17 protein-coding genes are annotated in these 18,870 nt (G+C 64.7%); 12 read left to right on the forward strand and 5 right to left on the reverse strand.

The window, feature by feature from the left end; translation table 11 throughout:
- Positions 1–380: 380 nt before the first annotated feature.
- Genes ACFV3I_RS09345 through ccsB form a run of 4 tightly spaced genes read left to right on the forward strand, consistent with a single transcriptional unit; the run spans position 381 to position 4,502 of the window.
- Positions 381–1,046 carry a TlpA disulfide reductase family protein gene (locus ACFV3I_RS09345; RefSeq protein WP_136046181.1) on the forward strand — a complete coding sequence of 222 codons (666 nt, stop codon included), beginning with the start codon at positions 381–383 and terminating at the stop codon, positions 1,044–1,046.
- Complete coding sequence (locus ACFV3I_RS09350) at positions 1,043–1,798, forward strand: cytochrome c biogenesis CcdA family protein (RefSeq protein WP_136046182.1); 756 nt, start codon at positions 1,043–1,045, stop codon at positions 1,796–1,798. The genes ACFV3I_RS09345 and ACFV3I_RS09350 overlap by 4 nt, the downstream gene beginning before the upstream one ends.
- The gene (locus ACFV3I_RS09355; protein ID WP_136046183.1) at positions 1,779–3,455 is read left to right on the forward strand and encodes a cytochrome c biogenesis protein ResB; all 1,677 of its coding nucleotides are present in this window, start codon (positions 1,779–1,781) and stop codon (positions 3,453–3,455) included. The genes ACFV3I_RS09350 and ACFV3I_RS09355 overlap by 20 nt, the downstream gene beginning before the upstream one ends.
- 39 nt (positions 3,456–3,494) lie before the next feature.
- Positions 3,495–4,502, forward strand: coding sequence for a c-type cytochrome biogenesis protein CcsB (ccsB, locus tag ACFV3I_RS09360; RefSeq protein ID WP_136046184.1), 1,008 nt, complete (start codon positions 3,495–3,497; stop codon positions 4,500–4,502).
- A 23-nt stretch (positions 4,503–4,525) separates the two neighbouring features.
- Here ccsB and ACFV3I_RS09365 read toward each other — a convergent pair whose 3' ends face one another.
- Complete coding sequence (locus ACFV3I_RS09365) at positions 4,526–5,884, reverse strand: peptidoglycan DD-metalloendopeptidase family protein (RefSeq protein ID WP_136046211.1); 1,359 nt, start codon at positions 5,882–5,884, stop codon at positions 4,526–4,528.
- 108 nt (positions 5,885–5,992) lie between these two features.
- On the opposite strand from ACFV3I_RS09365, the gene ACFV3I_RS09370 reads away from it, so the two are divergent.
- The 4 genes from ACFV3I_RS09370 to ACFV3I_RS09385 all read left to right on the forward strand — a co-directional run bounded on the left by ACFV3I_RS09370 (position 5,993) and on the right by ACFV3I_RS09385 (position 7,805).
- Complete coding sequence (locus ACFV3I_RS09370; RefSeq protein ID WP_136046185.1) at positions 5,993–6,349, forward strand: helix-turn-helix transcriptional regulator; 357 nt, start codon at positions 5,993–5,995, stop codon at positions 6,347–6,349.
- 127 nt (positions 6,350–6,476) lie between these two features.
- On the forward strand, positions 6,477–6,680 hold the full coding sequence (locus ACFV3I_RS09375) for a hypothetical protein (RefSeq protein ID WP_136046186.1): 204 nt from the start codon (positions 6,477–6,479) through the stop codon (positions 6,678–6,680).
- Positions 6,677–7,297 carry a hypothetical protein gene (locus tag ACFV3I_RS09380; RefSeq protein WP_136046187.1) on the forward strand — a complete coding sequence of 207 codons (621 nt, stop codon included), beginning with the start codon at positions 6,677–6,679 and terminating at the stop codon, positions 7,295–7,297. Before ACFV3I_RS09375 ends, ACFV3I_RS09380 begins: the two co-directional genes overlap by 4 nt.
- 151 nt (positions 7,298–7,448) lie before the next feature.
- Positions 7,449–7,805 carry a hypothetical protein gene (locus ACFV3I_RS09385; protein ID WP_136046188.1) on the forward strand — a complete coding sequence of 119 codons (357 nt, stop codon included), beginning with the start codon at positions 7,449–7,451 and terminating at the stop codon, positions 7,803–7,805.
- Between the two features lie 336 nt (positions 7,806–8,141).
- Here ACFV3I_RS09385 and ACFV3I_RS09390 read toward each other — a convergent pair whose 3' ends face one another.
- Both ACFV3I_RS09390 and ACFV3I_RS09395 read right to left on the reverse strand, forming a co-directional pair.
- Entirely contained in the window at positions 8,142–8,726 is a 585-nt protein-coding gene (locus ACFV3I_RS09390; RefSeq protein ID WP_136046189.1) for an antitoxin VbhA family protein, read from the reverse strand.
- Entirely contained in the window at positions 8,719–9,534 is an 816-nt protein-coding gene (locus ACFV3I_RS09395) for a metallophosphoesterase (protein ID WP_136046190.1), read from the reverse strand. The genes ACFV3I_RS09390 and ACFV3I_RS09395 overlap by 8 nt, the downstream gene beginning before the upstream one ends.
- Positions 9,535–10,126: 592 nt before the next feature.
- Here ACFV3I_RS09395 and ACFV3I_RS09400 point away from each other — a divergent pair.
- Positions 10,127–10,411: a helix-turn-helix transcriptional regulator gene (locus tag ACFV3I_RS09400; protein ID WP_378822738.1), complete on the forward strand. Its 285-nt coding sequence runs from the start codon at positions 10,127–10,129 to the stop codon at positions 10,409–10,411.
- A gap of 238 nt (positions 10,412–10,649) precedes the next feature.
- Here the strand turns inward: ACFV3I_RS09400 and ACFV3I_RS09405 are convergent, their stop codons facing one another.
- Positions 10,650–11,393 carry a hypothetical protein gene (locus ACFV3I_RS09405; protein ID WP_136046193.1) on the reverse strand — a complete coding sequence of 248 codons (744 nt, stop codon included), beginning with the start codon at positions 11,391–11,393 and terminating at the stop codon, positions 10,650–10,652.
- 252 nt (positions 11,394–11,645) lie between these two features.
- Here ACFV3I_RS09405 and ACFV3I_RS09410 point away from each other — a divergent pair, with 252 nt between their 5' ends.
- Both ACFV3I_RS09410 and ACFV3I_RS09415 read left to right on the forward strand, forming a co-directional pair.
- Positions 11,646–14,390: an NACHT domain-containing protein gene (locus ACFV3I_RS09410; RefSeq protein WP_378822739.1), complete on the forward strand. Its 2,745-nt coding sequence runs from the start codon at positions 11,646–11,648 to the stop codon at positions 14,388–14,390.
- 65 nt (positions 14,391–14,455) lie between these two features.
- Positions 14,456–15,370 carry a TIR domain-containing protein gene (locus ACFV3I_RS09415; RefSeq protein WP_136046195.1) on the forward strand — a complete coding sequence of 305 codons (915 nt, stop codon included), beginning with the start codon at positions 14,456–14,458 and terminating at the stop codon, positions 15,368–15,370.
- A gap of 304 nt (positions 15,371–15,674) precedes the next feature.
- Here ACFV3I_RS09415 and ACFV3I_RS09420 read toward each other — a convergent pair whose 3' ends face one another.
- Entirely contained in the window at positions 15,675–15,836 is a 162-nt protein-coding gene (locus ACFV3I_RS09420) for a hypothetical protein (RefSeq protein ID WP_168387320.1), read from the reverse strand.
- 154 nt (positions 15,837–15,990) lie between these two features.
- Here ACFV3I_RS09420 and ACFV3I_RS09425 point away from each other — a divergent pair, with 154 nt between their 5' ends.
- Positions 15,991–18,855, forward strand: a complete 2,865-nt coding sequence (locus ACFV3I_RS09425; RefSeq protein ID WP_308194371.1) for an HAD-IC family P-type ATPase — start codon at positions 15,991–15,993, stop codon at positions 18,853–18,855.
- The last annotated feature ends 15 nt before the right edge of the window (positions 18,856–18,870 follow it).

Genomic DNA, 18,870 nt, shown 5'->3' on the forward strand with positions numbered 1-18,870 from the left:
GAGCCCTCTGCATCGAGCATGGGCATGGGCCCCGTTGCGTGCGCTCTCGGACTGTTCTGCGGAGTACTTCTCCTGCTCCTCAGCGCTCTGCGTCGGCCAATACCTTTACTGAACCCGGGACGTATCAGGTCTCACCTGATACGTCGACTTCTTCCGAGCATCGTGATGAGGGCCACCGCCCCCTCTCTGACGAAACTCCGCGTGTCGCGGACCTGAGCTTCCTCGATTCACGCCGTCCTGCTCTCGTCACTCGGGAGCGAGACGTGACGTCGCCCCCGGGACCCGCTCCTCGTCGAGCACTGACGGCCGGGGCGCGAGGCATGAGCCCGATTACCAGCGGCTCTGCCCTGCCAACGAGATTCAGATCCGAAGAGGAACCCATGCTCAGCGAGCCCGTCCCCCGACCACCCGCCACCCGCGTCCCCACCGCGCAGGACCACGGCCGACGACGACGTATTCGTCACGCCGTGCTCGCCTCCATACCCGTCCTTCTCCTGCTCGCAGGGTGCGCGTCCAACGACTCTCTCTCCCAGCAATACAGGGATGGCAACGAGAAAGGCTTCATCGCAGGAGACTTCCAAGTCGTCGAGATCCCGCAAGGCGAGCGCGGAGAGCCGGTGACATTCGAAGGGGTCACGGAGACCGAAGAGCAAGTCGCGAGTGACGACTACCGCGGCGACGTCCTCGTCGTGAACTTCTGGTACGCCGCATGCGGCCCCTGCATCGTCGAGGCGCCATACCTGGAACAGGTGTGGCAGGACTATCGCGACGACGGCGTGGCCTTCCTTGGTGTGAACACCTACGACCAACCCGCCACCGCGCTCTCGTTCGCCAAAGATAACGGCGTCACGTATCCGAGCGTGATCGACGTCAACGACGGCAAGGTCAAGCTGGCCTTCGCGCAGGTGACGCCGATCCAAGCCACGCCGACCACCCTGGTCATCGACCGCTCCGGCAGAGTCGCCGCCCGCGTCATCGGTCAGCTCGACAGTGCCTCAATCCTCGCGACGCTCGTCGAGGACGTTATCGAGGAGAGCGTCCCATGAACCCTGGAACGCTTATCGTCGACGGAGTTCTGTGGATCGCCATCCCCGTGGCGATCCTCGCCGGGCTTGTCTCCTTCGTCTCACCGTGCGTCCTCCCGTTGGTGCCCGGGTACCTGGGGTACCTCGGCGGAACTGTGCGGCCAGAACAGGGCAAGAGCGGAAGCCAAGAGTCGCACCGCGGTCGACTGATGCTGGGGGTGGCGCTGTTCATCGCAGGTTTCACGACCGTCTTCGTCGCCGTGACCATCCTCGGTGGTGCGTTCGGCTTCGTGCTGCTGCAGTACGCGAACATTCTCACCAGGGTGTTCGGCGTCGTCATCATCGTGATGGGCTTCGTCTTCATCGGACTCTTCGGCGTCGCGCAGCGAACAATGCGCCCACGGATCGGCAGTCGTGCAGGTCTGGTCGGCGCCCCGTTGCTGGGGTTCGCACTCGGAGTGGGGTGGACACCCTGCATCGGCCCGACACTCGCCGCAATCATCTCGATGTCATGGAACTTGGGTGACCCCGCTCGAGCCGGCCTGCTCGGGCTGGCGTACTCGCTCGGCCTCGGTATCCCCTTCATCGTCCTCGCCGCCGGGTGGGGATGGGCGTCCTCCTCGCTCGCCTTCCTCCGACGCCATGTCCGCACGCTCAACCTCATCGGCGGAGCGATGCTCGTCGCTCTCGGGATCCTGATGGTCTCCGGCCTCTGGACCGCTCTCATGTCCCAACTTCAGCAGGTGATTATCAATGTCCCGCTCCCTCTCTGACCCCGACACCAAAGTCGATCCGCTCCGGCCAGCCGACCACGCCGATACCGGCACAACATCTGAGGTGACGAGCCCGGCGCTCAGCGTGACCGGCTGGCTGCGATGGGGGTGGACACAACTGACGAGCATGCGCACCGCCTTGTTGCTGCTTCTGCTCCTCGCTGTCGCAGCTATCCCCGGTTCACTGTTCCCGCAACGCAGCGCAGACCCCAACGGCGTGGTGCAATGGCGAAGGAACAACCCCGATGCGTTCCCGCTCGCGGACGGCCTTGGACTGTTCGACGTCTACATCTCGCCGTGGTTCTCCGCCATCCATCTTCTGCTGTTCGTCTCGCTCATCGGGTGTGTGATCCCGCGTGCGAAGCACCACTATGTCGCCCTGCGGTCACGACCTCCGCGCACTCCGTCTCGACTGTCGAGGTTGCCCGCTCATCGCGAGAGGTTCATCGCTGGGAAGGGTGGCGATGCTGAGGGGGCTGTCTCCGCGGCTTCCGACATGCTGCGCAGATCCGGTTACCGCGTCGAGCGTTACGACCAGGGAGGCACCTACTCGGTATCAGCAGAGCGCGGCTACCTCCGTGAGACCGGCAACCTCGTCTTCCATGTCGCGCTCGTCGGGGTGCTCCTCTCGGTCGCAGTAGGCGGATCCTTCGCGTACACCGGACAACGAGTCGTGGTGGAGGGGACGACGTTCGTGAATGCCTTGAGCGACTACTCGTCCTTCAACCCGGGACGATTCGTCGACGGCGCGGGACTTGTTCCGTACTCGCTCACGCTCGACGACTTCCGTGTCGCCTATCGACTGCCGGGCACACCGGGCGCGGGACAGGCAGAGAACTTCGATGCGCAGATCACGGTCCGCCAGCCGGGCGAACAGGACAGTGAGCGCAGCGTTCGAGTGAACTACCCGACCACGATTGCGAATGACCGGATCTACCTCCTGGGGAACGGGTACGCCCCGACGCTGACCGTGAGGAACGGTGACGGCGACGTCGTGTTCAGTGAGTCGCAGCCGTTCCTGCCGCAGGACTCGAACATGACCTCCCTGGGCATCATCAAAATCCCGGACGGGCTACCGAAGCAAGTCGGGCTCGTCGGGTTCTTCTACCCCACGCAGGGCACTCTCCCGTCAGGTGCGTTCACGTCCATCTACCCCGACGTCGTCGATCCCGTGCTCACCTTCAACGTCTTCAGCGGGGACCTCGGCATCGACGACGGCACGCCGCGCTCCGTCTACACGCTCGACGTGAGCGGACTCGACCAGGAGACGGGCGGCGACAGTGGCACCGACTCGTTGGAACTCCGACCCGGTGACACGGCTGACCTCCCGAATGGCTGGGGGTCCGTCACATGGGAGATCGCAGAGGAACAGCAACCAGTGAAGCGATTCGCCTCGCTGCAGATCCAACAAGATCCGAGCAGTGGGGGAGTGCTCCTCTTCTCGGTGATCGCCATGGTGGGTCTCTTCGCAGGCCTGTTCGTACCCCGGCGTCGCGTGTGGGTGAAAGCCCGCGACGGGATCGACGGCATCCACATCGAGTACGCCGGCCTCGCTCGCGGCGACGACCCCACGCTGCAACGAGCGGTCGACGATCTCGCACATCGTCACTCGACTTCGCTCGGCGCGGAGCCTGTGAAGCCCACCGGCCACTTCTGACAACGACCAGCAGCACGACACGACCGAAAGGAACCCGTCATGAATCAGCTCAGCCTCGACGGCATCTCCCTCCTCCTCGTCTGGACCGCGATTGCCACCTACCTCCTCGCGTTCACCGCGTACACCATCGACCTCGCGCAGCGCAGCGCCGCACCGGTTGCCGTTCCCGTGCGGAAATTGGCGACCGTCGGCGGGCGTGGGCTGGCATCCTCGTCCGAAGAGGTCGCCGAGGATGTTCCCGGCGCCGACACGGCCCTACAGCGGCCACCCCGACGCTTGTGGGCGCGAATCGGAACCTCGCTCACGGTTCTGGCGTTCCTCTTCCAGCTGGGAGGAACTCTCGGCAGAGGCATTGCGGCCGAGCGGGTCCCGTGGGCCAACATGTACGAGTTCGCGCTCACCGGGACGCTCCTCATCGTCGCCGTGTACCTCGTGGTGCTGCGGCTGTACGATCTTCGATTCCTGGGCGCGTTCCTGCTCGGAATGACCGTGCTGCTTCTCGGAGGTGCGACCCTCGGCTTCTATGTCGAGGTTGTGCCGCTGATGGATCCGCTGAAGAGCGTGTGGTTGGTGATCCACGTGTTCGTGGCCTCGCTCGCCACAGCCCTGTTCGCCCTCGCCTGCGGCGTGTCAATCACACAACTGATGCAGGGCAGGCGCGAGCGCCTCCTCAGCGCCGCTCCAGACACGCGACAGCAGAAGCGCGGTCCTCGCTTCCTTCGAACGATCCCGTCCGCGGACGCGCTGGAGACCCTGGCGTACCGCTTCACCATCGTCGGCTTCATGTTCTGGAGCTTCACCCTCATCGCGGGAGCGATCTGGGCGAACGACTCGTGGGGTCGTTACTGGGGATTCGACGTCAAGGAGGTGTGGACCTTCGTGATCTGGGTCCTCTACGCGGGGTACATCCACGCGCGCGCCACCCGGGGGTGGCGCGGTTCCCGGTCTGCGTGGCTGTCGATTGTCGGGTTCGCAGCAGTGCTGTTCAACTTCACCGTCGTGAACATCTACTTCCCGGGGCTCCATTCCTACTCCGGGCTGACGTGATCCGGCAGGGCCGCGGCGCTATCTCACACGTAGACGCCGCGGTCCTCCATGAAACGCACCGGGTTGGTGTAGCCACCGTTGAGGTACACCTCGAAGTGCAGATGGCACCCGAAGGATCGCCCGGTGTTGCCCGCGTATGCGATGACCTGTCCCGACTCGACCCACTGACCGCGACGAACGGCGATTCCGCCCGGCTTGATGTGTGCATAGCCCGAGCTCACGCCGCCACCGTGCTGAATACGGACGTAGTTGCCGTAGTTCCCGTTGGCGCCGGCGTAGTCGACTGTCCCCGAGTTCGCGGCGTAGATCGCCGCACCGCATCCGTTCGCCAGGTCTGCGCCGTAGTGGTAACTCGATGAGCAGCCCTGGGGTCCGCAAATCGGGGTCCGGGGCCCGTAGCTCGAACTGCGCGCGCCACCATGCGGTCGAACCCACCCTCCGCTACCGGCCTGGCCACCTCCGCCCCCATTGCCGCCGCTGTTCGCGGCGGCCTCGGCGGCCTCTCGTTCCCGACGAGCCTTCTCCTCCGCGGCGCGGGCTGCGACGCCGGCCTGATAACCGGCAACCGTCTGCGCGGTCGTATCCTGAAGCGCCGCGAGCTGTGCCTTCAGCGTCTCGAGGTAGGTGGTCTGCTCGTCGAGCGCAGCCTGTGCGGCGTCTGCGGCTTCCTGCGCCGCTGTCATCTTCTCCTCCGCGACCTGCTGAAGTCGGTCGCGCTCGTCTCGAGCGACGACCGCCTGATCTGTGAGCGACTGCGCCGCGTTCTTCGACGAGATCGCTTCGTCGTAGACCGCACGGTTGTGCTGCATGAACTTGTCGAGCGTTCCCAGTCGCGACAGCAGCTCATCCGATTCGGCTGCGGAGCCTGCGAAGAACAGCTGCAGCGTGGTGTCGTCGCCACCGTTGCGATAGAGCTGCGCGGCCAGCTGTCCGGCTTTCCTCGACGCCTCCTCAGCGATGAGGGTCTGTTCGTCGGCTTGCGCCCTCAGGTCGTCTGCGACCCGGATCGCCTCGAAGTACTGCTGCTGCGCTGCGTAGAACTCGTCGGATGCGAGCAGTGCTGCGGCCTCGGTGTCAGCGACCTTCTGCGTCAGCGACTGAATGAGGCCTTGGATGCGTTGAACTTCGACACCTTTCGCTGCCTCGTTGCCCTTGGCGCGCTGAACGTCGTCCCACGACGGGTACGTGGCGGCATGTGCGATGGAAACGCCGGATCCGACCCCGAACGCTGCGAGCGCCACCACGCTCAAGGCGCCGAGCTCGAAGACGCCGCGGCGATTGATTGGGCGCTTCCACAGTCGATCTCTCTCGGCGGGTGTCGGGGCACAGCCGCAGTCATCAGCAGCCGACGCGGAAGCGAGATCAGCGGCTGTCAGGCGTATCGGACTCACTCGTTTGGCTCCTCATCGCTGGGATATCGCCTTCAAGTTACATCACGAATTCGTGATGTATTGTCAGTTCGGAGAGAGTGTCGCCGTCGTAGACTCACTATGGTGACGCGAGACATGCACTTCGATGCGGCGACGATGCTGCCGTCGAGCGCAGCCGTTCGGCTGGCGGAAGTCATGCATGGCCTCTCCTCTCCGGTGCGGCTGCGGATCCTCACCGCGCTGCGACAATCGTCGCTGACCGTCACCCAGCTCTGCGAAGCTGTGGGAGCTGGTCAGACAGCCGTGTCGAACCATCTGCGGCTGATGCGCGAGCTCGGCCTCGTGTCAGGAAATCGCGACGGGCGCAACGTCCGCTACGACTTGTACGACGACCACGTCATGGCTCTGCTTGATGGCGTGCTTGGCCACGTGGCGTACCTCCCGACCGGTGTCGAGACCAGTCCACGCGAAAAGTAGCCGGCTTTCTCTCTGGTTGGGGCTGTGCCGTGGAGAGAGACGACAGCTCCAGGTCTATGAGCTCTTGCGCGAACTCGCCGAGAGCACCTAGCGCGAGCGCGACGAGGACTCGCCAGATGGCGAGTTGATGCAGGGGCTGAACACACTCGCCGGATCGTCATTCAACATGGCGCTCAGCGCCAACAACCACACCGGCGCGGGCCTCGAGATCATCCGCAGCCACGCCCGTCGTGAAGGCTATGAACCCGATGACAACACGGCACCCCGATCCTCGCCGCGCGCATTAGCCCTCCGATATGTTGTGACCAACATCCCTGAGGAGGCAACGTGACCCCCAGCAGCTTCGACGACGAGCTCGCCGCCGCGGCCGCCATCGTCCGCTCCGAGAACGCTGCCGCTCAGGCGAAAGCAGAGCAGGAACAGCAGGTCGCCGCGCAGGAGCTGCAGTCGCTGGGCGCTCGAGGCGCGATCTGGAACGATTTCCTCGACCTGGGCCGGGAATGCGCTGCCAAGCTACGCCAGGCCGGGATCAAACCGCCGGTGAACATCGACTCCTGGGTGCAAACCCACAGCAGTCGCAAGCCACTGGACAACAAGAACAGCGGCTACCGAGCCTGGCAGATCTTCGCAGGACAGCGCGAGCACGAGGTCGTCAAGACCAGCGACATGCTACTCCGCGAAGACGGGCAGGTCGGATGGCGTCACCTGGACGGGTGGGGCAAGCGATTCATGAAGCAGACCCCCGTGACCCTGGCGAATTTCCCGCACCCGGTGCCGGACCCCTGGCCAGACCCCCCTGCGCACTCGTCCGGGCTGCGCATACATGAAGGCAAGGTCGTCGTGCTCATCGTGGAGTCCTACTTCCTGGGCGACACAACCACCTACCACCTGTTCGACGCCCGCGAAGCGCTGCTCGTCGAAACAGTACGCCTCCTCGACGACAAGTAGGTCTACTGCTCTCTCGTCAGTGGATGCGATGCGGTTGTCGCCACTGACCCCTTCTGCGAGGTTCACCGTGCGATCTGCGCCGTCGACATCTCGATGAGAGTCGGCGAGGATGGACGCGTGGATATGCAGGAGAGGTTTGATGGTGTACTCGATGAGTGAGTCACTCCGGATCGTGGTCATCCTCGACTCTGCCGCATCCAATATTGAGATGGTGAAAGCGCTGAAAGAATTCACCGGCATCGGGTACTCGGAATCACGGTCACAGGTCGCAGCGGGTGCGCCGGTCGTTGTCGAGGAGACGTTCACGAACTCATGGTTCGACAGCCGTGGCGGTCAGCTCGTTGGCTTGTTGACGAGTCTTGCGGAGCAGCGAGTGAGCTTCCGACTGTGGGAGGCGTCGGCTGACGTGAACCCTCAGCTAGAGCATCTTCTTGAGGATGGTGACGAGATCTCGCTCGAGATTCTGAGGAACATCGTGGCATCCAGAGATGCCGCGGAGCGCGGCTAGTTAGATGGTGCGCTCAGCCCTCGCTTGAGCGGGCATCGTTCCCGTGGGAGTTCTGCTGAGTCTTCGCGCCGTTAGTGGGGCCATCGACCCGTCGACCGGCGCCGTCCTCTCCGACGCGGTCGGACAGCGGCGTCGCGCATCGCGTCACCGCCGACGGTGGGCATGCCCCAGAAGCTATCGCCAGCGACGCAGGCGTCGACAACTTCCGAGATCGGATCGTCGATCTGGGCTGGCGTCGCGACTATGAGCATGACCCTGGCTTCTGCGGGGGTGAGCACGATGGAGACTTCGGGTGCACCGACACCTTCTCGAATGACGCACGCGCAGGGCATGGTCTCATGAGCCCCACGCCCAGGCGTCGTGCTTCGCTTTGCGGATCACTTCCTCGAGGCGCCCTTCGTATAGCAGCGTGATGTTGCGGGGCGGATCCGCTTCGGGTACCGCGACGTTCAACCACTGCGCCCACGTCCAGGGGGAGCTCACTCCGGTCTGAAGGACGAGAAGAACGTCCGAAAGACCGGCGACCACCTCGCCGTCGTGCAGTTGAAAGACGGGGAAGAGGTAGACGCCGTCTTCGGTGCGCAACATGATGAGGCGGAGATCGTTCCCAGCCTCCATGACCTCAGCCTCCGTCCGTCCGAGGGTGCGGGCCATGCTGGTCACCGTGTAGCACGGACCGACGATCTCAGCCCAGGGGTTCGGTTCCTCCGCGGTCACGGCTCCTTTTTCGGGTTTCCGGGTATGGCGGCGACGAACGTCTTCGATGAGTTCGTTCAGGGTGCGGCGGCCCTCGATGTAGTTCCAGGCGTCGCGGATCGCATCACGTGTCGGAGCAAGGCCGTCGAGGCGGCAGGAGTGGAACGCTTCGAGGACTCCGTCCAGCCGCTCCTCTCGCGTACGGACGTGGTCATCGTTACCCAACGGGGAATGCCGCCTCTCTCATCTGCTGGACCGTCGGGACCTCTAGGCGCAGTGTCCGCAGGTCGAGGAACGCAAGGCTGCCCTGCATCGTGTCTCGTCCGAAGCTCGCCACGCGGCGCCCGTCGTCGGTCGCGCCGCCGCCAGCAACATGCATATGACCATGCATCAGCAGTCCTGGTCGGATGGCGTCCCAGACTTTGGCAACCCGCTCGCGTGACTGTGCGGACTCTGCGAGCGTTTCGTCGGGGAATCCCATCGGGTTGGACCGCAGCACCTCTTGTACGGCGCGAACGGGCGTGCGGGCAGGGGACTCGTGCGTCAGCATCAGATCAGCGGGACCGCCGCCGATGGCCGCGGCAACGTTTTCGTCGGAGATGCGCTCATCGGGCCACCATCCGGTGCCTTCTCGTCGCCAAAGCCTGTCGACGGAGGCTGCACCGCCGAGCGACAGCACCGACCGTCCGCCAATGGTGAGCCTGGCGGGCCTTGCCAGGAGCCAGGTGAGCTTCGAGACTCGGACGGCTGAACTACGCTGCTCGTCGAGGAGCGGCGTGACGTCCGACCATGGCTCGTGGTTGCCGAGCGTGACATAGATGCGGTCGATGTTCGTGTCGGCGAGTGCCTCATCGACGGCATCGGGATCGATCCACCAGTCGCCGAGCTGCAGGATCGTCGTCACGTCCGGTGCCAGAGCCGGCAAGATACGAGAGAGCGTTCTGACCCAGCCGACGTTGCCGTGCCAGTCCCCGCACACCGCCACGCGCTGATCCGGGAGATCGATGGTCGACGCGCGTTCGAGCGCTCTCATTGTGCCCTCGCTGCCTGCCGTGCGCGCGAACGTTCCCGGAACGTCGGGCCGACTCGAAGGCTGCGTTCGACACCCGGATCCCAGCTGATCCACCCGCCTCGCTTCCATTGGATTGCGACGTGGAGGCGGAATGCGTGATGGATCGTGGCGCGAACGGGGTAGGTCAGACCCGCAGGCCACTCGGGGTGCAGCTGGTCATGCGGGAAAAGCTCGGAGAATAGCTCGGAGAACGTCGGTCCGCGGCCGGTGCGTCGCCGCACGCGGGCGATGAAGATGGCCGCGGTCAGGCCCATTTCGTTGGCTCGCTCCTCATCGGTGAGCGCTCTGAACGCCGCGATCCAAGCGTCGGGAGCCTCGACCTCTGTGGCGCTCCACCAGATCGGTCGGGAATCAGTCACTGCTACTCAACAATCGGGGTCGACCTGAACGGGACCTACGCATCGAGGCGACCCGGAGCCGATGCGCAGCGGCACACGTGCAGGTCGAGACGCGAGATCGCGCCAGTCGATGGAGTGAATGTTTCGTATGGCTGTGGAAATTATGCCACATAGAAAAGGCTATATAGCCGAGCCTTTCCCGAAAGGCTTGGCCAGTGGTTCGAAAGAAGGCGGGCGTGACCGAGGGGTGGCAGGAGTTTGCCATAGAACTCGGTCACCAGATCCGCCGTCTTCGGGTGGCGAAGGAGCTGTCTCAGGAAGCGCTCGCGTTCCGTGCAGGACTCACGCGCTTCACCGTCCAGCGGTATGAGGCAGGCGAAGGTCAAACCGGATCGCCCGCGAACCCCTCCTTGCGGACTGTCGTTGCGCTCTCCCAGGTGCTGGATGTGCCCGTGGAGGAACTCCTTCCCGCCAATCGGCCGGACGTCACTATCCGATAGCTCGCTCCTCGGACGAATCCAGGGGATCGCGTGAACTCGGCGCTGGCGTATGCGGTGGCCGTCCGAGTGCACCCGGGATCGCGCATTGAGTCGACGACGCACTCCTGCCGGAGTATGCCGAGAAACGCCCATGAGCTTGCATGCTGTCCTAAGGCCGGATGCAGCGTCATTGGTGCGGCGGACGACAGCGGCGGGTCTGCTCCGACCTGCGGGGACGTCCTCCGCTGTGAGCGAGGTATCAGGGGCCGGGATGAGCGAGGAACTGACCGTACGTGCGTTGCGCTTCGGCGATGAACTCCGCAGGGGACGACGCCGTGATCAAGATTGCCGCGTCGGGGTCCTGATGGGTGTAGAGGCGGCCGATCCTCGATGTCTGCATGAACACGCCTAGGGCGCCGCGGGTCGGATCCTCGCCAGGCAACACGTACCAAGACGGGCCGCCGAACACGGTCGTTCGGTCGGCGACGAAATGGAAACCGTCCGCGTCGCCGGCTGCCCGAAGAGTGAGGCCGCCAACAGTGGCGACGGGTGAGAATGAGGTGAGCGCTTGCATGGAGGTCATGACACGAAAGCCGATGTCGGACTCGTAGACTGTTCCGATCCAGTCGGTAGCGAAGCGCTCCGCGAAGATGTTGTAAGCGTCCTCGTCACCGTCCCAGGCAATACCGCGATTCGTGCGTTGGTAGGCCATTCCGTCATAGACCGACCAGAGGCGGGGCGGGTTGAGCGCGGCGACGATGAAGCCTGCCCATGTGTCTTCGCAGAGACTGGCGAGGAGCTCGTCCAGCGGATAGTCGCGGTAGTAGGCGAGGTCGCGAAGACGCGCGTCGGGTTCTGTGCCGCTGAGAGCAACGGCGAGATCTGGGCGCAGGATGGCGATCTTCGGGATGGTGTGATCGTCCGGTTCGCGTACTTGCCCGTCTTCCCAGGTGACGAGGGTGTCGCTGACGATGTGGATGTTGTCGCCGTCGATGTAGCCCACGATAAGTGTCATTGAGGTACCAACCGGATTCGGTTGTCCCGAGCGGGTTGGAGTCGTCTGGACGCCGCGAGCATGCAAGCACCGTACCGTGCATCGGCGCGGTGAGGGGGTAGCTGCCCGCAGTGGTGAAGCGCGACGTTGTCGCATGGTGCGTGTGAACCACGCTCCGACGTGCGAGAGCGCGCTGACTCATCGCCCTCACAAGTCCGCACGCCATGTGTGTGTGTCCCAAGAAGGCTCTACTCTCGGATCATGCTTGAAGCTGCTGCTGCCATCGGGGGAGTTACTCGCGCCGTGAAGCCCGCCACCGCAATCGGTCGGCGTGCGCTGCAGCGATTGCGCTTGCGCGGTACCTTCGACATCCGATGGATCGAGCTCGACGATGAATACGGGCTCACGGCGGAGGACGTTGGAGACCTAGAGGCCTTTCTTGACAGTAGGGAGGGCCGCGCGATCCTCAGCGCCCTCGCTCTCACACTCCTCACTCCCTCCTCCTCGGTGCGAGTCTCTTCGCTCGCGACGGTCCAAGGGGTCTTCTCCAACAGTGCGCAGAAGTGGTGCGCCATGCATTCGAGCAAGTGGTATCCGGGGCGGGATTCGATATGGAACGACCTGGTCCGCATATACGACAACGCCACGCCAGCGGGTCAGGAGCTTGCTGACGCTGCAGCCGAGTATGAGGACTTTCTTCGCACACCGGTGGGGCGCAGCTCCGGGGCGGAGTCCGGCGCAGCCTCGCGGGTCCGGTATGTGGAGCGCCTCGCGGAGCTGTGCGGCGACATCGACAGGGTCGCAGACGCCGTCACGCTCGCGGATCGGGTCAAGGCATCCATAGCCAGCGCTCCGGCGCCTCCCATCATCACCTACACGAACTCGTCCACGCGAGCGACATTCGGCGACCTCTATGTGGGTCGCACACTGATCGATAAGAGCACCAGTGCGGTGGTGGATGGCCTTCAACTCGGCGAGCGAGGGACGCCGTACCGCGTCGTGGTCCACGGGGCCCCTGGGGCAGGGAAGAGCACGTTCGTGCGCAACCTGCGTCAAGAGCTGAGCAAGGATCCGGACGGTCAGCCAGTCCTGATGCTCACCTGTCGGGCCTACTTCCCAGGTGCGAAAGACCTCAGCATCGTTGAGTACCTCCGGGGAGAGCTGGAGGCTTCCTCGAGCATCGAACTCTCAACCGCCGACCTACACGACGCGTTGACGCTAGGTCTCATGGTCGTGATCTTCGACGGGCTCGACGAGGTAACCGACATCCATCAGCGCATCGAGATGGTTCATCGCATCTCCTCGTTCGCAGGCGAGTTTCCAGCGGTACCGGTTCTTGTCACATCCCGCTCAATCGGGTATGAGCGCGCGCCGCTACCGTCGAACACTTTTGACACTCTGGCGCTCGATGAGTACTCGCCCACGCAAACGCGCGAGTACATCCAGAAATGGTTCTCATTCGTTGAGCGTCCGGACCTGGTGCCCGACTTCATGAGCGAGTCGGAGTCGGTGGCAGACCTCAAGAAGAACCCGCTGCTTCTCTCGCTCCTTTGCATCCTGTACAGGGAGAGGGGATCAATTCCGCGCCGCCGGCGCGACATCTACGCCAACTGCGCCGACCTGCTGTTCCACAAATGGGACTCACATCGGCACATCAACCAGCCAGAAGAGCTTCACACTAACGGCGACCGCATCATGCAAGAGCTTGCGCGGTGGGTCTACAAATCGCAGGCCGCGCAGAACGGACTATCTGAGAAGGTGATCACGAAGACCATCGGCCAGTATCTCTGCGACACGGCGGGTGTCGAAGAAGGCGAAGCCCGACGACGCGCCGCCGAGTTCCTCGCGTTCTGTGCGGATCGGGCCTGGCTACTGGGGACGACCGGGACGGACCACGGCGAGCGGCTCTTCGGCTTCACTCACCGCACCTTCTTCGAGTACTTCGCTGCTGAAGCAATCTCTCGGGGAAGTGGAGATCCCGAGAGTATCGCTGAGACCTTGATCGAAGCGCACAAGCGTGACGCAACCACCGTGCTTCCGGAGTTACTGCTCCAGGCCATTGACGAACGACTAGAGCGTGGCGCAGCCGAAACGTTCAAGCGCGTGTGTGACCGGACCGATGATGAGGTTCTAATACTTCGGCTGATGGAAGGTGTATCGCTGCCCGCGCCCACCCGAGCGAAAGGGTTCGACCGGATTCTCGATCTGTGGCGTGCGAAGCGGGAAATGCCCTGGCCGGCGGTTCGCGCGCTACTGTCGCTCAACAGGGATGCGAGAGACCAGTTCATTCGTGACTACGTAGTAGCCGATGAGGCGCCGGGGCGGAGCCTCTTCGCTGGAGCATGGGCAACGCTCGACCTTCGAGGTGTGACGCACCGATACGCGGAACCATGGAAGGCGGCGGTTGCCGCGCTGACGCCTGATGACTCGCACGACGGAACTTGGTATCGCGGTGCGGTTTCCGTCTGGAACTGGCTCCATCGCGAAGCGCCACTGCCGCCCGCGGAGCGGTCCGCCTACACGGTAAAAGGGGCTTTTGGGTCCTGCATCGGGACTCTGTGGATAAGCCTCGAACAAGCCCACATGGCGTCTGCGTCTGTCGCTCGCTCCGATCTCGACGAGGTATTTCAGCACGCAATAAGTACCGCGCGAGCAAGACGAGTTCTAGATGCTCCGACCACGCTTGCGCTGGTCGACCTCGTGTTCGAGCGCGTTGAGGGGCGGGCGTTCCCTGACGGCAGGCGACTCGAGGGTGATGCGTTGTGGGCATACCTCTACGTGCTCGGGATCATTTACGAGACGCGTATCTATGACGAGCCAGAAGTAGTGGAGGAACTCGCGCCGGGCTTGCCGCGTCTGGGCCGGGACTTGTGGGCCCTGCGAACAGCCGCCGCGGAGAAGGACAGGACATCGAGAGCGGACCTTCCCGTCTCTCTTAGTCGAGCCCCGAGATGGATCCAAGACTGGGGGCTCGGGAAACGCGCGTTCACCTTCTACGGAGGTTAAGCCGCGGACGGGGTCGGGCGAGAGGGGCCGTAGAGCGGTCCATGACTGAGTAACATCAAAGAACCATGGACCTGTTCGTATCGTACGCATGGACGTCACCCGCGCATCGGCAATGGGTCCGGCTACTCTGCAGTTCGCTGCACCTACTGGGATATGACGTTCGAGTCGATCAAGACGTCGACTATGGGAACGGCCTGAGCGGGTTCATGCGCTCGCTCGCTGACGCGAGGCATGTCCTGCTAATAGCCGATGACAACTACGTCAACCGGGCCAACGGAGACGCGAGTTCCGGTGTGGCTGTTGAGAACCGATGGATCCGAGACGCCTTCGACCAACACCCGCCCAACTGGGCCTCCGTGGTCTTCGTCAACAACCCGACCTTTCGACTCCCCGATTGGCTGAGCAACCACAATCCGCTGTCTTTCGATTTCAACTCGTCCGCGGACGCAGTGAATTTCCCTGGTTCGGAACAACTAGACGACCTATGGCGATGGGTGGAAGGCCTCCCGCGGGACAAGACCAACGCTGTCCCCATCAGCACGCAAATTGCGCGAGCAGCCAGACTCGAGCGAATCCGTGGCCTCCGCGATCCGGGACTGCGTCGCAGCCCAACTGTCCAAGACGAGGTCGACTTCGTATTTGGCGAGAGCGTCGATTCAGTGTTCACGCTCGGTCAGGGTGACTTCGAGTTCCCCTTCCAAGTCTCCGCGTGCGCGTTCAATAGCGTTTACGTGTACTCAGACAGGCTCTCCGCCATCGGACTCTTGCGTACCCCGGAACAACTGGCTGAACCGAGCGACGCACTCCTTTCTGCTGGCCGCACGCTGGCCCCGACAGTCGGGCAAGGTGTGCTGCTACTCAACGACAAGGGCGCACTGTGCACGGTTCGGATTCTTGAGGTGCAGCGAGAGATCAACGACGGGTACGAGTACGTTCCGGCGCGAGTTCGATTCACGTACTCCATCGATCTCGACCGATAGAAGACCGACGCGCGCGTTCGGTGCTGCCGGTCCTGAGCGAGCTGACACGCGAAGCGCGTTGGGTTAGGCATGTCGGGACCATGCCCCTCGCCTTCAGCCGACGGTCGGTTGCTGAGTCGAGACGAGAGAAGTAGTCTCACAGGACCAGACCTGGTGTCTCATCGGAACGACGTGAAGTCGTTGTTCTCAACCGTTCTGATACATGAGACACCTCGGAAAACATACTTAGCTCCACCAGGTCGCTGTCACAGACGAAGCCCCCGTGTTCCTCATGAACACGGGGGCTTCGTCGTTCCGAGACCAGCTAGTCGGCGTCGGTGCCGTCGTGAGCCTCCACGTCGTCGTCGCCGGTGGGTGGCACCGTGGGCGGTTCGCCCTTGTTGTCCTCGGCGCCGAGGTTGTCGTTCTCGTCGGGCCCGGGGGAGGATTCGGTGCTGATGTCGTTGCGGTGGCTGTCGCTACTCATGCGCGTTCCTTTCTGGGTGACTTCCTCCAGCCTCTCCTCCCGGAGGATCGGGGGCCAGACGGTTGACAATGCGACCACGCGCGGCCCAGGGAGCAGACGCGGAGGAGGGCATGCCGCAGGAGACGCCGGCGCAGCCTATATTGAGGCCGTGACGATGACCCCGCCCACGCCCGCCGACGGACTCACGCGCGCCCAGGTGGCGGAACGCGTCTCGACGGGCCGAACGAACGCGTTCACGGCCGATACGAGCCGGAGCGCCTGGAGCATCGTCCGCGCGAACGTGTTCACCATCTTCAACGGGATCGTGTTCGCGTGCTTCTTCGTGCTGTTCGCGATCGGGCGGTGGCAGGATGCCCTTTTCGGTCTCGCCGCGTTCTCCAACGCGATCATCGGCTGCGTGCAGGAGTTCCGAGCGAAAGCGGCCCTCGATCGCCTCGCCCTGATGAACGCCCCGCGTGCGCTCGTCCGACGGGACGGTGCCGAGACGGAGGTGGTCCCCGGCGATGTGGTGCTCGACGACGTGCTCGTGCTGCGTGCCGGCGAACAGGTCCCGGCCGACGCCACGGTCACGCAGTCCCGCGGGCTGCAGATCGACGAGTCGATGCTCACCGGCGAGTCGGACCCGGTCGAGAAGCACCCGGGCGATGAGGCGCTGTCGGGGGCGGTCGTCGTCGCCGGCGAAGGGCTCGCCGTCACCACCCGCGTCGGGGCGGACTCGTACGCGAACCGGTTCGCGGGTGAGGCGCGGCGGTTCTCGCTGGTGGCGAGCGAGCTCCGGTCGTCGATCGATCGCGTCCTCACCTGGGTGGGCTGGATCATCGGTCCCGTCGGGCTCCTCGTGCTGAACGCGCAGATCATCGTGACCGGCGGCTATGCGACGGCGTTCAGCTCAGGCTCGTGGCAGCAGGCGGTGGTCAACACGATCGCCGCGTTGACCGCGATGATTCCGCTCGGCCTCGTCTTGATGACCAGCATCGCGTTCGCGGTCGGAGCGTCGCGGCTCGCGCGTCGACAGGTGCTGGTGAACGAGCTGCCGGCGGTCGAGGGGCTCGCTCGTGTCGACGTCGTGTGCCTCGACAAGACCGGCACGCTCACGGTGGGCGACATCGTCTTCGACGCCGAGCACACGATCGGCGGCGCGTCTCCGTCCCGTGCAGACGAGGTGGCCGCCGTGCTGGCCTGGTATGCGGCAGCTCCGGACGCGAACTCGACGGCCCGTTCCCTGCGCGCCGACCACCCGGTGCGCGCACCGCTGCACGTCCGCGGAGACATCCCGTTCTCCTCGGCGCGCAAATGGAGCGCCACGGTGTTCGAGGAGGTCGACGGCACCTGGGTGATGGGGGCACCGGAGATGATCTTCGGCGACGAGGCCACCTCGAGCAGCACCGAGCTCGGCCGCACGGTCACGAGGCTCGCGGAGAGCGGGCGCCGCACGCTGGTCCTCGCGCGGGCGGAACAGCCGCTGTCCGAGTCGGAGATCGCCGAGGAGCGCCTGCCCGCCGGACTGGCCCCCGTCCGCGTCCTCACCTTCCGCGAACAGGTGCGTCCTGACGCCGCGCAGACGCTGGAGTACTTCCGCCGCCAGGAGGTGGCCATCCGCATCATCTCCGGAGACAACCCGCGGACCGTGGCGGCGATCGCGCGCGAGGTCGGACTCGACGTGGAGGAGGGGTTCGACGCGCGGGAGCTCCCCGACGACGATGCCGAGCTCGCCCGGCTCCTCGACAGCCAGCAGGTGTTCGGGCGGGTGACGCCGGAGCAGAAGAAGCGCATGGTGACCGCGCTGCAGAGCCACGGACACACCGTCGCCATGACCGGAGACGGGGTCAACGACGCCCTGGCGATCAAGACGGCCGACATCGGGATCGCCATGAACTCCGGCTCGCCGGCGACGAAGGCCGTCGCGCGCCTCGTCCTGCTCGACGGGCAGTTCTCCCACCTGCCCGACGTCGTGGCCGAGGGGCGGCAGGTCATCGCGAACATCGAACGCGTCTCGATGCTGTTCCTCACCAAGACGGCGTATGCGACGACCCTCGCCGTCGTGTTCGGTGCGCTGATCCTGGCCTTCCCGTTCCTCCCGCGCCAGCTGTCGATCACCGACGGCCTCACCATCGGGATCCCCGCGTTCTTCCTGGCGCTCATGCCGAACGCCTCGCGCTACCTCCCCGGCTTCCTGCGGCGATCCCTCAGCTTCGCGATCCCGGCCGGCGTCGTCGTGGCGGGCGGCCTCACCTGGTACGACGCTGTCGCGCGCGGTCTCGGCGTCTCCGAGGAGCAGCTGCGTACCGGCGCGACCGTGATCCTCGCGATCGTCGGCATCTGGGTGCTGGCGGTGCTGGCGCGGCCCCTCAATCGCTTCAAGGTCCTCGTGGTGGGCGCCATGTTCGTGCTGCTCGTCGGCATCTTCAGCCTGCCGCCGGCGCGCAGCTTCTTCGCCCTGGTCGATCCGGGGGAGGAGCTCGCGCTGGCCCTCACCGGGATCGTCGCGGTGATGATCGCCGCGATCGAGATCATCCGGTTCGTCCATCGCCGCGTCGTCGTCGATCGTGTTCGCCCGAGCGGCGACCGCACCGGCGAAACCGAGCGCGCCGCTCAGGCTGCCCGCGGCAGCACCGTGGCGCGGGTCCTCACGAATGGGGTCGCAGCCCTCGCCTATGTCTTCGGCCTGCTCGCCACGGCGTTCGGTGTGCTGGTGTTCCTCTCGCGCTACGAGGGGACGGTGGGACGGACGGCGTTCTCGCTCCTCGGCGCATCGATCGCCCTGTTCGGGCTCCTGGTGCTCGCGATCGCGGCGGGCGTGCGGCGGGGCAGCGGGTTGTCGCGCCTGTTGCTCACGATCGTGCTGACGCTCGCCATCGCGGTCAGCGTCGCGGTGCTGCTCGCGGGGGATCGTTGGGACTGGGGTGCCGGGATCACGGGGCTGGTCGCGGGCGTGCTCGTGACCCTGCTGTGGACGCCGCCGACGACGCACCGGTTCGGGCGCATCCGCGACAGCTCGATGGGGCGCGGTCGCCCCTGAGCGGCCGCGGTGCCC

Origin of the sequence: Microbacterium sp. NPDC059771, assembly GCF_042732495.1 — a bacterium.
GTDB lineage: Bacteria > Actinomycetota > Actinomycetes > Actinomycetales > Microbacteriaceae > Microbacterium > Microbacterium sufflavum.

Coding starts and splice junctions, on each gene's coding strand:
- ACFV3I_RS09395 (WP_136046190.1), bottom strand. CDS start 9,534: ATGAGAGCGCTCGAACGCGCGTCGACCATCGATCTCCCGGATCAGCGC.
- ACFV3I_RS09425 (WP_308194371.1), top strand. CDS start 15,991: ATGACCCCGCCCACGCCCGCCGACGGACTCACGCGCGCCCAGGTGGCG.
- ACFV3I_RS09385 (WP_136046188.1), top strand. CDS start 7,449: ATGAGTGAGTCACTCCGGATCGTGGTCATCCTCGACTCTGCCGCATCC.
- ACFV3I_RS09345 (WP_136046181.1), top strand. CDS start 381: ATGCTCAGCGAGCCCGTCCCCCGACCACCCGCCACCCGCGTCCCCACC.
- ccsB (WP_136046184.1), top strand. CDS start 3,495: ATGAATCAGCTCAGCCTCGACGGCATCTCCCTCCTCCTCGTCTGGACC.
- ACFV3I_RS09375 (WP_136046186.1), top strand. CDS start 6,477: ATGCAGGGGCTGAACACACTCGCCGGATCGTCATTCAACATGGCGCTC.
- ACFV3I_RS09355 (WP_136046183.1), top strand. CDS start 1,779: ATGTCCCGCTCCCTCTCTGACCCCGACACCAAAGTCGATCCGCTCCGG.
- ACFV3I_RS09420 (WP_168387320.1), bottom strand. CDS start 15,836: ATGAGTAGCGACAGCCACCGCAACGACATCAGCACCGAATCCTCCCCC.
- ACFV3I_RS09415 (WP_136046195.1), top strand. CDS start 14,456: ATGGACCTGTTCGTATCGTACGCATGGACGTCACCCGCGCATCGGCAA.
- ACFV3I_RS09370 (WP_136046185.1), top strand. CDS start 5,993: ATGGTGACGCGAGACATGCACTTCGATGCGGCGACGATGCTGCCGTCG.
- ACFV3I_RS09350 (WP_136046182.1), top strand. CDS start 1,043: ATGAACCCTGGAACGCTTATCGTCGACGGAGTTCTGTGGATCGCCATC.
- ACFV3I_RS09410 (WP_378822739.1), top strand. CDS start 11,646: ATGCTTGAAGCTGCTGCTGCCATCGGGGGAGTTACTCGCGCCGTGAAG.